Below are 13,209 nucleotides of genomic sequence, written 5' to 3'. Positions count from 1 at the left end.
CATCCAGCAGCTGGAAGCCGAACAGGCCGCCAAGATCGCCGCCAAGCGCACGCTCCCGGAATTCTCCGCAGGCGACACGCTGCGCGTCAACGTCCGCGTTGTCGAAGGCAACCGTACCCGCGTACAGGCCTATGAAGGCGTCTGCATCGCTCGTTCGGGCGGCGGCATCAACGAAAGCTTCACCGTTCGCAAGATCTCCTACGGCGAAGGCGTCGAGCGCGTATTCCCGGTTTACTCGCCGCTCGTCGAGAGCGTCGAAGTCGTTCGCCGCGGTAAGGTCCGTCGCGCCAAGCTCTACTACCTGCGCGATCGTCGCGGCAAGTCGGCTCGTATCGTCGAGAACACCGGCACGCGCGCCCGCAAGCTGAACGAAGCCGAGCGTCAGGCTATTGCCGAGGAAAAGGCACGCATCGAGGCTGAAAAGGTCGCAGCAGCTCAGGCGCTCGCCGCCGAGAAGGCAGCAGCCGAAGCCGCTGAAGCGAAGGCCGCAGCTGAAGCCGCCAAGGCAGCTGAAGCCGCAGCGGAATAAATTTTCAATCCTTAGGGATTGTTGGAAAGGCGGCCTTTGGCCGCCTTTCTTTTTTGGTACTATGCGCTTGTCTTTCCGTCTGAATTTGTGACATTTTCCGCTGCCACAATTTTCGGGAGCCCTCCAATGACAATCCGTCGCCATGTGCTTGCGGGCATCGCAGCCGCACTTGCCGTTCCTTTCGCATTTTCTGCACCGGCCGTTGCCAGCGAGCTGCCCGACCTTGGCGGCAAGACCGTCGTCGTCGTCACGGAGAACGCCTACCCGCCGCTGCAGTTCGTCGATCCGAAGTCGGGCGAAGCCAAGGGCTGGGAATACGACGCCATGAACGAGATCGCCAAGCGGTTGAATTTCAAGGTCGAATACCAGAACACCAGCTGGGACGCGATGATCCAGGCGGTGCATGACGGCCAGTACCAGATCGGCATGACCGGCATCACCATCAAGGACGACCGCAAGGAAAAGGTCGACTTCTCGGATCCCTACATGCGTTCGCAGCAGTTCATGCTGGTTCGCAGCGACGAGACCCGCTTCAACGACGGCAAGAGCTTCGGCGCCTTCGCCGACGGTCTCGTCGGCGCGCAGCCGGGCACGTCGCCGTTCTACACGGCCGTCTACGAAATGCTTGACGGCAACGAGCAGAACCCGCGCATCAAGCTGTTCGAGACTTTTGGCGCGACCGTGCAGGCACTGAAGGCCGGCGACGTCGACGTGGTCCTGACCGACAGCGTCGCTGCCAAGGGCTATGTCGATTCCTCCGAAGGCAAGCTCAAGGTCGTCGGCGGTCCGCTCGGCACCGAGGACTTCGGATTCATCTTCCCGAAGGGCTCGGATCTGGTTGCTCCTGTTAACGCCGCGATCAAGGCGCTGAAGGAGGACGGCACCTTCGACGCACTCGATAAGAAATGGTTCCTTGAATACAAGATGGGTGGCTGATTTCAGGCCATGGCCGCTCCACAATCTTCTGGCATGTCCGGCAAGGGCGACTATCCCTGGTGGTTGGTCGCCCTTCTCGTGATCGCAGCGGCGCTCGCCGCCGTGATCGTCAGCAATGACATCTTCACCGAAGTCTTCACCGTTGTCTTCAAGGGGCTCGGCGTCACCGTTTTCGTGACCCTGATGGGGTTCGTGCTGGCAACGACGCTCGGTCTCGGCGTTGCGCTGATGGCGCTCTCCGAGCATGCGGCGTTGCGCCAGATCGCGCGCTTCTACACCGAAGTCATCCGCGGTGTGCCGATCCTCGTGCTTTTGTTCTATATCGCCTTCGTTGGCGCGCCGGCGATCGTCGTCGCCGCCAACGTGCTGTTCGCGCCGTTGATCAGCGCCGGCTTCATGGAGCCGGTGGTCGTGCGCGATATCTCGCTGATGTGGCGGGCGATCATCGCGCTGATGATCGGCTATTCCGCCTTCATCGCCGAAGTGTTCCGCGCTGGCATCCTCTCGGTCGACAAGGGGCAGATCGAGGCGGCCAAGGCGCTTGGGCTTTCGCGCTACCAGCGCTTCCGCCTCGTCGTCTTCCCGCAGGCGATCCGCGTGATCCTGCCGCCGCTCGGCAACGACTTCATCGCCATGGTCAAGGATTCGTCGCTGGTCTCGGTTCTCGGCGTCGCCGATATCACGCAGATGGGCAAGGTTTACGCCTCCGGCTCCTTCCGCTTCTTCGAGACCTACTCGATCGTCGCCTATGTCTATCTGGTGCTGACCATAGGCCTGTCGCTTGGGTTGCGGGGGCTCGAACGTCGGTTCCGGCGGGCCGAGCAGCGCTGATCCGGTTTCCAGCAATTGCCGACCTGTCAGAAAATTGATATGAACACGGCCATGGAATCCAAATTCGGATGTCGTGAACAGAAAATCGTCGTGCTGCAGGATCACAAGCGCCTGCCGGCACGCTTTTTTGCGCGCGTCCATGGGGCGCTTACGAGCCGCCTGTCCTGATCTCCTGATCAGAGCTTCCGGCCGCCCTGCCGCCGGCTTTCCTACCCCTATTGAAAACTCGATGGATGTATCGCCATGAGCGCACCGCGTACCCTCTATGACAAGATCTGGGATGATCACCTGGTCAACCAGCAGGAAGACGGCACCTGTCTTCTCTACATCGACCGTCACCTCGTTCACGAAGTGACGAGCCCACAGGCCTTCGAAGGCCTGCGCATGGCAGGCCGCAAGGTCCGCGCCCCGGAAAAGACGCTCGCCGTTGTCGACCACAACGTGCCGACCTCGGCTGATCGCCACCTCGGCATCAAGAACGAGGAAAGCCGCATCCAGGTCGAGGCGCTCGCCAACAACGCGGCCGAGTTCGGCGTCGAATACTACTCCGAAAACGACAAGCGCCAGGGCATCGTGCACATCGTCGGGCCCGAACAGGGCTTCACGCTGCCGGGCATGACCATCGTGTGCGGCGACAGCCACACCTCGACCCACGGCGCCTTTGGTTCGCTCGCGCACGGCATCGGCACGTCGGAGGTCGAGCACGTGCTCGCCACCCAGACGCTGATCCAGAAGAAGGCGAAGAACATGCTGGTGCGCGTTGACAACCAGCTGCCGCCAGGCGTCACCGCCAAGGACATCATCCTTGCCATCATCGGCGAGATCGGCACCGCCGGCGGCACCGGCCACGTCATCGAGTTTGCCGGCGAAGCCATCCGCTCGCTGTCGATGGAAGGCCGCATGACCATCTGCAACATGACGATCGAAGGCGGTGCCCGCGCCGGCCTGATCGCGCCCGACGAGACGACGTTCGCCTACATCAAAGACAAGCCGCGCGCACCGAAGGGCAAGGCCTTCGACATGGCGCTCGACTACTGGAAGACGCTGCACACCGACGAAGGCGCGCATTACGACCGCGTCGTCGTGCTCGACGCCGCCAATCTGCCGCCGATCGTCTCCTGGGGCTCGTCGCCGGAAGACGTCATCTCGGTCCAGGGCATCGTTCCGAACCCGGACGACATCCAGGAAGAGACCAAGCGCGTCTCCAAGTGGCGTGCGCTCGACTATATGGGCCTGAAGCCCGGCACGAAGATCACCGACATCGCCGTCGACCGCGTCTTCATCGGCTCCTGCACCAACGGTCGCATCGAAGACCTGCGTGAAGTGGCCAAGGTGGTCGAAGGCCGCAAGGTCGCCTCGACCGTTTCGGCGATGATCGTTCCGGGCTCGGGCCTGGTGAAGGAACAGGCCGAAGCCGAAGGTCTCGACAAGATCTTCAGGGAAGCCGGCTTCGACTGGCGCGAGCCGGGCTGCTCCATGTGCCTGGCGATGAACGACGACCGGCTGAAGCCGGGCGAGCGTTGCGCCTCCACCTCGAACCGCAACTTCGAGGGACGTCAGGGCTTCAAGGGCCGCACGCATCTGGTCTCGCCGGCGATGGCGGCAGCTGCTGCCGTCGAGGGGCACTTCGTCGATATCCGCGAATGGAAATAAGCCGGTCTTGAGCTTTCCGGCGTTGATGGCCGCCCTTCGGGGCGGCCTTTTTTTTGGCGACGAGGAAGACGTTTCGGCCGGAGAAAATGCGCTAAGCTGTCTGCCGTGCCCTAGTGTGCCCGGGAGTGATGGATGAGCGACGATCTGCCTCTACGAACCTTGCGCGTGATGCTGCTGCGCCATGCCAAATCCGCCTGGCCGGACGGCGTCGCCGATTTCTACCGCCCGCTCGCAGAGCGCGGCCGAAAGGCCGCGCCGCTGATGGGTGACTACATGGCGCGCCACGCGCTTGTGCCGGAGCGCGCGCTGGTCTCGACCGCCGAGCGGGCGCAAGAGACATGGAAACTGGTGGCGGGCGCCCTGCCTTCGGGCATTGCGGTCGAAAACACGCGAGCCATCTACGAGGTGGGGGCCGACCAGATCCTGAGCGTCATCCGTGCGACCGATGGGGCCGTCGGATCGCTGCTCGTCGTCGGCCACAATCCGGGCATGGAGGATCTGGCGCTCGAACTGGTCGGTTCCGGAGATCCGGACGCGCGCATGCGGCTCGCCGACAAGTTCCCGACGGCAGCCCTTGCCGTTCTCGAATTCGAGGCCGCAGGCTGGCGGGACCTTTCGCCCGGCGGCGCGCGGCTCGCACATTTCGTCACGCCCCGATCGCTCGCCTGAGCGACAGACGACAGGATCAGAGAACCCTGACGACGGTGCCGCGGCGCATGTGCGGAACCAGCCGGCGCATCGCAGGCAGACTGACCGCAACGCAGCCCTGGGTCGGCTCGTAGCCCGGCCGGATCAAGTGGAAGAAGATCGCCGAGCCGGCATTTCGGCGCCGCCTGATGAGGTTCCAGTCCATGACGAGGCAGATGTCATAGAGCCCGTCGCCACGCATCATCTCCTCATGGCTCGGCTTGAAGGGAGCTTTGACCGGCCGGTTGTAGAGGGCGTGTCCTGGCTGGTCGCACCAGAGCATGCCCGTGCGCGTCGCGCGCGTCGGCAGCGGTGTGGGTCCCAGGAACAGCCGATCGCGCCTGATGTAGCCGCCAACCAGCTTCATCGCCGCACGCGGTGTCGCGCCATCCCCTTCGCGTTTCAGGCTGGTGATGCCGCTGCGCCCGATCGCCGCCTGTTCGACGCGACCGTCGAACGAGACGAGCGCGCGTTTTCGATCGCGCGGCGCGGCGCGCACGGTAATGGTCTTGATTGATCGTCCCTGCGGCGTTTTCTTGCGCATCATTCTCACGGATTTTTGCTTTGCCCGTGATTTGGGGGGCACCATAAGCACGGTTGCGACTATAAAGAGGTAGCAATGCTGGTTCGCTTGCCAACACGGGCATTTGAGCTAGTTTGAAACCGGAAGCAAACAGGAATTGTCCCATGGCGACCCGTACCATTCTTCTTGTCGACGACGACAATGACCTGCGCGAAACGTTGGTCGAGCAGCTTTCACTTTACGAAGAGTTCGACCTTGTCCAGGAAGCCACCGCCGGCAAGGGCATCCAGGCCGCGCGCGGCCAGCAGGTGGATCTGCTGATCATGGATGTCGGCCTGCCCGACATGGACGGGCGCGAGGCGGTGAAGCTTCTGCGCAAGGGCGGCTTCAAGGCGCCGATCATCATGCTGACCGGTCACGATACCGATTCGGACACGATTCTTGGTCTGGAAGCTGGCGCCAACGATTACGTGACCAAGCCGTTCCGCTTTGCCGTGCTGCTCGCCCGCATCCGTGCGCAGCTGCGCCAGCACGAACAGAGCGAGGACGCGACCTTCAGCGTCGGACCCTATACCTTCAAGCCGAGCCAGAAGTTGCTGACGCTCGAAAACGGCCAGAAGATCCGTCTCACCGAAAAAGAGGCTGCGATCATCCGCTACCTCTACCGCGCCGACCAGAAGGTGGTAACGCGCGATGTGCTGCTCGAGGAGGTCTGGGGCTACAATTCCGGCGTGACGACGCATACGCTCGAAACCCACGTGTACCGGCTGCGCCAGAAAATCGAGCGGGACCCTTCCAATGCCGAGATTTTGGTGACAGAGAACGGCGGCTACAAGATCGTTCCGTAGCTGGGGTGTGCACAGTGCCCGCCCTTCGTTCCCAGTTGTTTGCATGGGTCGCGTGCGCGAACCGGTCCGTTGGGGCCGTGAGCAGCGTGGCTGCGGGAGGTTAGTCGCTTGGCGCTCAACGACGATATCGTGCTTTTGTCCAATGTTCCGCTGTTTGCCGACATCAGCGAGGACAAGCTGCGGCTGATCGCCTTCGGCGCCGAACGGCGTCGCATTTTCAAGGGGCAGGAACTGTTTCGCGAGGGGGCGCCGGCCGATTGCGCCTATGCGATCGCGAGCGGCAGCCTGTCCCTGTCGAAGGCCGGCGTCGACGGCTCCGTGGCGACGGTCTCGACCGTGGAACGCGGCGCGCTGCTGTCGGAACTGGCGCTGATCTCCATGGTCGAGCGCAAGTTCACGGCGACCGCCGAGGAAGACAGCGAAGTGATCCGCATCAACCGGCCGCTGTTTCGCCGCATGCTGGAGGAGTATCCGGAGGTGGCGGAACTCGTCGAGGCGCGTATCCGCGAGAACCTGCAGGCGATGATCCGCCGGGCCGGTGCGCTCGCCGGCCGCTTCGCCTGAGGGTGCAGCCCTCGCCAGAAGCGCTTTGCCTCGGCTTTGATTGACGGGCTGTCGCAGCGGCAAACCGCTGCGGGTTCCTCAGCGACCTCTTCAGATGTCGAAATGCGCAATCACCGGCACATGGTCGGACGGGCGCTCCCAGCCGCGGGCTTCGCGCAGGATATCCACATGCTTGAGCGCCGGCGCCAGGTCGGCCGATGACCAGATATGGTCGAGCCGGCGGCCACGGTCGGCCGCTTCCCAGTCCTTTGCCCGATAGCTCCACCAGGTGTAGAGCTTGGTCGGGGAGGGCGTGTGCTGGCGCATCAGATCGACCCAGCCGCCACCGTTCATGACCGTCGTCAGTCCCTCGGTCTCGATCGGGGTGTGGCTGACGATCTTCAGGAGCTGCTTGTGCGACCAGACGTCGTCTTCAAGGGGAGCGATGTTGAGGTCGCCGACGAGGATCGAGGAAATGCCGGCCTCGGCTTCCGCATGCAGCAGCTTCATCTCTTCGACGAAGTCGAGCTTATGGCCGAATTTCGGATTGATCGTGCGGTCCGGCTCGTCGCCGCCGGCCGGAACGTAGAAATTGTGAAGCCTTATCTTCTTGCCGCCGGCCTGAAAGACCACCGAGAGATGGCGGGCGTCACCGACGCCGCAATAGTCGCGGCGGTCGGTCAGTTCCGTGAGCGGCAGCCGCGAGATCGTGGCGACGCCGTGATAGCCCTTCTGGCCGTGCATCTCGATGTGGTTGTAGCCGAGCGCCTTCAGCGGTTTTGACGGAAACTGGTCGTTCGGGCACTTGGTTTCCTGCAGGCAGAGAATGTCCGGCTGCCAGGTTTTGAGGAGGTGCTCGACGAGCGGCATGCGCAGGCGAACGGAATTGATGTTCCATGTGGCGACGGAAAGGGCCATGCGTATTCCCTGATCGGCTGGAGCCTGGTCTTCGCGACGGGAAGCCGGCTTGAGATGGATGTCTGGTCGCAGCTTTAAGCAGGTCCAGAGCGCCGGGACAAGGAACGCGGCAAGGCAAACCCATGAAAAAAGGCCGCACCGGAGAGGGCGGCCTTATTGCGACAGTGGCAGAGAACGAAACCGCTCAGCCGCCCTTCTTGTTGCGAACCTCGTCGTAGGGGATCTGGAAGACCTTGTCGTCCAGCGCCATGCCGGTCTGGACGTTGAAGATCATCACCGAGGTGTCCTTCTTCTGCGCGTCGGTGATCGTCCACTGGCGCAGGTCGTAGGTCTTCGGGTCGAACATCATAGTGATGGTCGAATCGCCGAAGATCGAGCGGTCGCCAAGCACGATGGTGATGAGGTCGGATTCTTCCTTGACGCCGCGCACCATCTTGCCGGTAAGGTCGATCTTCTCGCTCAGCAGGAGATTGAGCGGCGTCTTCGACAGCGGGTAGATGTCCCAGGTCTTCAGCTTCATGTTGCCGATGACGACGGACTTTCCGTCGGCAATGACGCGCATGGGCGAGGGGGCCTCGTAGTTGAAGCGAATGCGGCCGGGGCGGCGGATGTAGAACTTGCCGCCGGTCTGCTCGCCGCGCGGGCCGAACTGCACGAATTCGCCGGCCATGGTCTTCACCGAGGAGAAATGATCGGCGATTTTCTGGGCGGCGCCCGGTGCCTGTGCGAAGGCTTGGCTGACGTCGAGACCGGTGCTACCGGCGCCGGCGATTGCCGCAAGCCCGCACACGAAAAGGCGGCGCGTTATTACCGGGTGGTTGCGCGCGCCTGTCTTGGTCTCTGTCATCTCGGTCTCCTTCATTTACCAGATCATCTGGAGCGCAAGTGCGGCGCCTTCAAGGCACCTTTTTCGAGCTTTTCGGCTCGCACTCTCACATGACCGTTATCGGTTTCGCCTGCCGTTCCAAAGCTCGCCGAAACGGCTCTATTCTTCGGTTGGAACCAGGATCTCGCGTTTTCCGGCGTGGTTTGCCGGGCCGATGATGCCTTCCTGTTCCATACGTTCGATCAGCGATGCGGCACGATTGTATCCGATCCCGAGGCGACGTTGAACGTAGGAGGTGGAGGCCTTGCCGTCGCGAAGCACGACTGCGACCGCCTGGTCGTAGGGATCGTCGGAATCGGCAAGGTTTGAGGTGCCGGACGGTCCGCCGCCTTCGCCGTCTTCGTCGTCATCCTCGGTGATGGCGTCGAGATACTGCGGCACGCCCTGGGTCTTGAGATAGGCGACGACGTCTTCAACCTCGGTGTCGGAAACGAAGGGGCCGTGGACGCGCTGGATGCGTCCGCCGCCAGCCATGTAGAGCATGTCGCCCATGCCGAGCAGCTGCTCGGCGCCCTGTTCGCCAAGGATCGTGCGGCTGTCGATCTTCGAGGTCACCTGGAAGGAGATGCGGGTCGGGAAGTTGGCCTTGATCGTGCCGGTGATGACGTCGACCGACGGGCGCTGCGTCGCCATGATGACATGGATGCCGGCGGCGCGCGCCATCTGCGCCAGGCGCTGCACGGCGCCTTCGATATCCTTGCCGGCGACCATCATCAGGTCGGCCATTTCGTCGATGATGACGACGATGTAGGGCATCGGCGCCAGATCGAATTCTTCCGTCTCGTACATCGCCTCGCCGGTCTGGCGGTCAAAGCCGGTCTGGACCGTACGGGTGATCTGCTCGCCCTTGGCAAGCGCCTGCTCGACGCGGCTGTTGAAGCCGTCGATGTTGCGCACGCCGATCTTCGACATCTTCTTGTAGCGCTCTTCCATCTCGCGCACGGTCCACTTCAGCGCCACGACCGCCTTCTTGGGGTCGGTGACGACGGGCGAAAGCAGGTGCGGGATGCCGTCATAGACGGAGAGTTCGAGCATCTTCGGGTCGATCATGATCAGCCGGCACTGGTCGGGGCTCAGGCGATAGAGCAGCGACAGGATCATGGTGTTGATCGCGACAGACTTGCCCGAGCCGGTGGTGCCGGCGACGAGCAGATGCGGCATCTTGGCGAGGTCGGCAACAACAGGTTCGCCACCGATCGTCTTGCCGAGCGCCATGGCAAGGCGGGCCTTCGAGGTCTCGAAATCGCGCGAGCCGATGAGTTCACGCAGATAGACGGTTTCGCGCCGCTGGTTCGGCAGCTCGATGCCAATGGCGTTGCGGCCGGGAACGACGGCGACGCGGGCGGCGATCGCGCTCATCGAGCGGGCGATGTCGTCGGCAAGGCCGATGACGCGCGAGGACTTGATGCCGGGTGCCGGCTCCAGTTCGTAGAGGGTAACGACCGGGCCGGGACGCACATGGATGATCTCGCCCTTGACGCCGAAATCCTCGAGCACGCCCTCGAGCATGCGCGCATTCTGTTCGAGCGCGTCTGGAGACAGCGAGGCGTCGCGGCTGACGTTCTTCGGTTCGGCGAGGAAATGCATCGGCGGCAGGGTGAAGTCGCCGTCATTGTCTTCAACGAAGGAGCGCTGGGCTTCGCGCTCGACCCGCTGGCCCGACTTCGGGCGAGGGGCAGGCGTCGAGACGCGGGATCCTGCCTTCGGCAGGCCCTGCTTCGGCGGTGCCGCCTTGGGCGCCCAATCGGCGGCTGCGTCGTAATCGTCGTCGGGCAGGATGCCGGCGGGGCGGCGCTCGTCGATATCGAAGGGCAGGTCGTCGTCGTCCTCGTCGGCCATGATCGGCGGCGGGGTCAGGACGCGGCGTTCCGAGCGGTCGAGCGAGGGTTCGATGCGGTCGCCGGCGGCCATCGGCTTTGGCCGGGCCGGCTCGTTCAGCGTGCCGAACTCGTCATTGTTGAAGTCGTAGGGTTCGTCGTACTGGCGCTTGGGTGTGCTGCGCGTGCCGCTCATGCCGAAAATGCGCCGGACGCGCGCATGCACGGTGTAGCGCATGTGGGCGAACGAGCCCATCAGCAGGGTGAAGGGGCCTTCGCTGTCGTCCTCGTCGAGTTCGTCGCGCACGGTGCGCGCCTTGCTCGGCGTCGGTTCGACGACCTCTTCGTCCTCCACCTCGTCGCTGACACCGATCAGGCCGGCACTGTAGATGAGGAACCAGGCGGCCGGTGCGGCGAAGATGCAGGCAAGAATCGTGGCGAGCGTGCCGGTCGGGAAGGCGCCGGTGAAAAGGGCCGGAAAACGAAGGATCATGTCGCCGAAGACGCCGCCAAGTCCGTTCGGCAGTGGCCAGGTGATCGGTGCCGGAACGCAGCTCAAGGCAGCACCGGCCAGCACCGAGCCGATGAACCAGAAGGCGAGACGCTTGAAGATCTTGTCGAAGCGCTTGCCGCCGATCAGCACCAGCGCCCAGGCAACGGCCGGGAGCAGGGCGACGACACTGGCAAGGCCGAAGAACTGCATGAAGATATCGGCGAAGGCGGCGCCCGCATAGCCGAGCACGTTGGTCGGTGCTTCGGACGTTGCGTAGGAGAAGCTCGGGTCGGCGACGTTCCAGGTCGACAGCGCCGCAATCGCCAGCGCCAGTGCGCCGAACAGCGCAAAGCCCGCCAGCGACGCGATCTGTCGCCAAACGAATGTGGTTAGCACGAACCGGTTGGAATGGCCGTCAAGCGCTGCCGGATTGCTTCTGCTCATGTTGCCTGTTGCCCGTCTCGATCTCTTGGGCGCATTGCGCGCCATGAGAATCAACCTAAACGGAGTACAGTTAATGCGACATTAACCATGCGTAGATGCCGCTAAAATAGCGGATGACAGCGGGTGCCAAGAGCGTCCGAAAGGTCACAAAAAAGCCCGGACCTTTCGGGTCCGGGCCAAAGGCGATCCGCGTCAAGCGGATCGCGACGGGACGATAGGCGGCGCCCGATGCGAGCGCCGCGATCCGCTTAGCTGTGGTAGGCAGCTTCGCCGTGGGACGAAAGGTCGAGACCTTCGCGCTCGGCTTCGACCGAGACCCTGAGGCCGACGACAACGTCCACCACCTTGTAAAGGATGACCGAGACGACGCCGCACCACACGATGGTGATGGCGACGGCGGTCAGCTGGGTCATGAACTGGCCGCCCATGGTGACGCCGTCGGCATAACCGATGCCGCCGAGCGACGAGGAGGCGAAGATGCCGGTCGCAAGCGCGCCGAAGAAGCCGCCAACGCCGTGGACGCCGAAGACGTCTGCCGTGTCGTCATAGTGGAAATTGTTCTTCACCACCGAGACGAAGAAGTAGCAAAGCGGCGAGACGATCACGCCCATGACGATCGCGCCCATCGGGCCGGCAATGCCGGCGGCCGGTGTGATGGCGACGAGGCCGGCGATCATGCCCGAAGCAGCGCCCAGCATCGAGGCCTTGCCGCGGGTGAAGGTTTCGACGGCCGACCAGGAGAGAATGGCGGCAGCCGTTGCGAGGAAGGTGTTGACGGTTGCGAGCATCGCGCCACCCGAAGCCTCGAGGTTGGAGCCGGCGTTGAAGCCGAACCAGCCGAACCAGAGCATGGCTGCACCGACCAGCGTCAGGGTCATGGAGTGCGGCGCCATCATGTCGCGGCCGTAACCGGTGCGCTTGCCGACCATGATCGCGCCGATGAGGCCTGCAACGCCGGCGTTGATGTGAACGACGGTGCCGCCGGCAAAGTCGAGCGCGCCCATGCCGAAGAGCAGGCCGTTGCCGTCCCAGACCATGTGGGCGATCGGGAAGTAGACGAAGGTCGCCCAGAGGACCGAGAACAGCACCGCTGCCGAGAACTTGATGCGCTCGGCGAAGGCGCCGATGATCAGCGCCGGCGTCAGTGCCGCGAAGGTCATCTGGAACAGCATGAAGATGTATTCCGGAATGACGACGCCTTCCGAGAAGGTGGCCGACGTGGTCTCACCGGTGACGCCGGCGAGGAACATCTTGGCGAAGCCGCCGAAATAGGGGCTGGTCGAGCCGCCGAAGGCGAAGGAATAGCCGTAGACGACCCAGACGATCATCATCGTCGCGCCGATGACGGTGCACTGCATCAGCACCGACAGCATGTTCTTGGCGCGCACCAGGCCGCCGTAAAAGAGCGCGAGGCCCGGGATCAGCATGAAGAAGACGAGAAGCGTCGAGATGAACATGAAGGCGGTGTCCGCCTTGTCCGGAACCGGCGCGGCGGCAGCTGCTGCGGTTGCGGCGGGCGCTGCTTCCTGCGCGAAGGCGACAACCGGCGCAAGCAGGGCGGCGGTCAATGCGCCCAGGCGTCCAAGAGAGGTGGAAAGCTTAAGTGATGACATCGAGTAGTGCTCCCTGAACGGCGTGGTTTACAACGCTTCTGAATCGGTTTCGCCGGTGCGAATGCGCACCGCATGGTCAATGGCGTAGACGAAGATCTTGCCGTCGCCGATCTGGCCGGTCTTGGCGGCCGCGGCGATGGCTTCCACCGCCTTGTCGACGAGTTCGGACGGTACGGCGATCTCGACCTTCAGTTTCGGCAGGAAGCTGACGGCGTATTCGGTGCCGCGGTAAATTTCGGTATGCCCCTTCTGGCGGCCGTAGCCTTTGACTTCGGTCACGGTCAGGCCCTGGATGCCGACAGCAGTGAGGGCTTCGCGAACCTCATCGAGCTTGAACGGCTTGATAATGGCCATCACAATTTTCATCTGGTTTCATCCTTGTTCGCCTCCGGCGGAGGCCGTCTCTCCTTGCTGCGGAGCGCCCCAAGCGCCGTGCAACCGGACTGTGACATTCAAGGGGCGTGCCAGATTCTGACGCCTGTCCTAAG

14 protein-coding genes are annotated in these 13,209 nt (G+C 63.3%); 8 read left to right on the top strand and 6 right to left on the bottom strand.

Annotated elements, in window-relative coordinates:
* Nucleotide 1: 1 nt before the first annotated feature.
* From rplS to VGO12_RS13740, 6 genes are all read left to right on the top strand, one after another.
* Complete coding sequence (rplS, locus tag VGO12_RS13765) at nucleotides 2-529, top strand: 50S ribosomal protein L19 (protein ID WP_327513309.1); 528 nt, start codon at nucleotides 2-4, stop codon at nucleotides 527-529.
* 126 nt (nucleotides 530-655) lie between these two features.
* On the top strand, nucleotides 656-1,465 hold the full coding sequence (locus tag VGO12_RS13760) for a basic amino acid ABC transporter substrate-binding protein (RefSeq protein ID WP_327513308.1): 810 nt from the start codon (nucleotides 656-658) through the stop codon (nucleotides 1,463-1,465).
* A 9-nt stretch (nucleotides 1,466-1,474) separates the two neighbouring features.
* On the top strand, nucleotides 1,475-2,296 hold the full coding sequence (locus tag VGO12_RS13755) for an amino acid ABC transporter permease (RefSeq protein ID WP_327513307.1): 822 nt from the start codon (nucleotides 1,475-1,477) through the stop codon (nucleotides 2,294-2,296).
* Nucleotides 2,297-2,335: 39 nt separating this feature from the next.
* A complete protein-coding gene (locus VGO12_RS13750; RefSeq protein WP_282439048.1) occupies nucleotides 2,336-2,464 on the top strand; it encodes a hypothetical protein in 129 nt (42 codons plus the stop codon).
* A 75-nt stretch (nucleotides 2,465-2,539) separates the two neighbouring features.
* Nucleotides 2,540-3,949: a 3-isopropylmalate dehydratase large subunit gene (leuC, locus tag VGO12_RS13745; RefSeq protein ID WP_327513306.1), complete on the top strand. Its 1,410-nt coding sequence runs from the start codon at nucleotides 2,540-2,542 to the stop codon at nucleotides 3,947-3,949.
* 132 nt (nucleotides 3,950-4,081) lie between these two features.
* Nucleotides 4,082-4,618: a histidine phosphatase family protein gene (locus tag VGO12_RS13740; protein ID WP_327513305.1), complete on the top strand. Its 537-nt coding sequence runs from the start codon at nucleotides 4,082-4,084 to the stop codon at nucleotides 4,616-4,618.
* 16 nt (nucleotides 4,619-4,634) lie between these two features.
* On the opposite strand, the gene VGO12_RS13735 is transcribed toward VGO12_RS13740, so the two are convergent.
* Entirely contained in the window at nucleotides 4,635-5,180 is a 546-nt protein-coding gene (locus tag VGO12_RS13735) for a L,D-transpeptidase family protein (protein ID WP_327513311.1), read from the bottom strand.
* 143 nt (nucleotides 5,181-5,323) lie between these two features.
* Between VGO12_RS13735 and VGO12_RS13730 the strand changes: the two genes are divergently transcribed.
* Together VGO12_RS13730 and VGO12_RS13725 are read left to right on the top strand one after the other, a co-directional pair.
* A complete protein-coding gene (locus tag VGO12_RS13730; RefSeq protein WP_327513304.1) occupies nucleotides 5,324-6,007 on the top strand; it encodes a response regulator transcription factor in 684 nt (227 codons plus the stop codon).
* A gap of 108 nt (nucleotides 6,008-6,115) precedes the next feature.
* Entirely contained in the window at nucleotides 6,116-6,571 is a 456-nt protein-coding gene (locus tag VGO12_RS13725) for a cyclic nucleotide-binding domain-containing protein (RefSeq protein ID WP_327513303.1), read from the top strand.
* 90 nt (nucleotides 6,572-6,661) lie between these two features.
* Here the strand turns inward: VGO12_RS13725 and VGO12_RS13720 are convergent, their stop codons facing one another.
* From VGO12_RS13720 to VGO12_RS13700, 5 genes are all read right to left on the bottom strand, one after another.
* Nucleotides 6,662-7,468: an exodeoxyribonuclease III gene (locus VGO12_RS13720; protein ID WP_327513302.1), complete on the bottom strand. Its 807-nt coding sequence runs from the start codon at nucleotides 7,466-7,468 to the stop codon at nucleotides 6,662-6,664.
* 184 nt (nucleotides 7,469-7,652) lie between these two features.
* Complete coding sequence (locus tag VGO12_RS13715; RefSeq protein ID WP_327513301.1) at nucleotides 7,653-8,315, bottom strand: outer membrane lipoprotein carrier protein LolA; 663 nt, start codon at nucleotides 8,313-8,315, stop codon at nucleotides 7,653-7,655.
* 138 nt (nucleotides 8,316-8,453) lie between these two features.
* A complete protein-coding gene (locus tag VGO12_RS13710) occupies nucleotides 8,454-11,108 on the bottom strand; it encodes a DNA translocase FtsK (protein ID WP_327513300.1) in 2,655 nt (884 codons plus the stop codon).
* Nucleotides 11,109-11,356: 248 nt separating this feature from the next.
* Nucleotides 11,357-12,721 (bottom strand): ammonium transporter, encoded by a 1,365-nt coding sequence (locus VGO12_RS13705; RefSeq protein ID WP_327513299.1) that lies wholly within the window; start codon nucleotides 12,719-12,721, stop codon nucleotides 11,357-11,359.
* Between the two features lie 27 nt (nucleotides 12,722-12,748).
* Nucleotides 12,749-13,087 carry a P-II family nitrogen regulator gene (locus VGO12_RS13700; protein ID WP_034802765.1) on the bottom strand — a complete coding sequence of 113 codons (339 nt, stop codon included), beginning with the start codon at nucleotides 13,085-13,087 and terminating at the stop codon, nucleotides 12,749-12,751.
* Nucleotides 13,088-13,209 lie beyond the last annotated feature (122 nt).

Origin of the sequence: Ensifer sp. (assembly GCF_035999135.1) — a bacterium.
Lineage (GTDB): Bacteria > Pseudomonadota > Alphaproteobacteria > Rhizobiales > Rhizobiaceae > Ensifer.
Note: the sequence above shows the minus strand (reverse complement) of the source record. Positions and strands in the feature narration are given on the sequence as shown.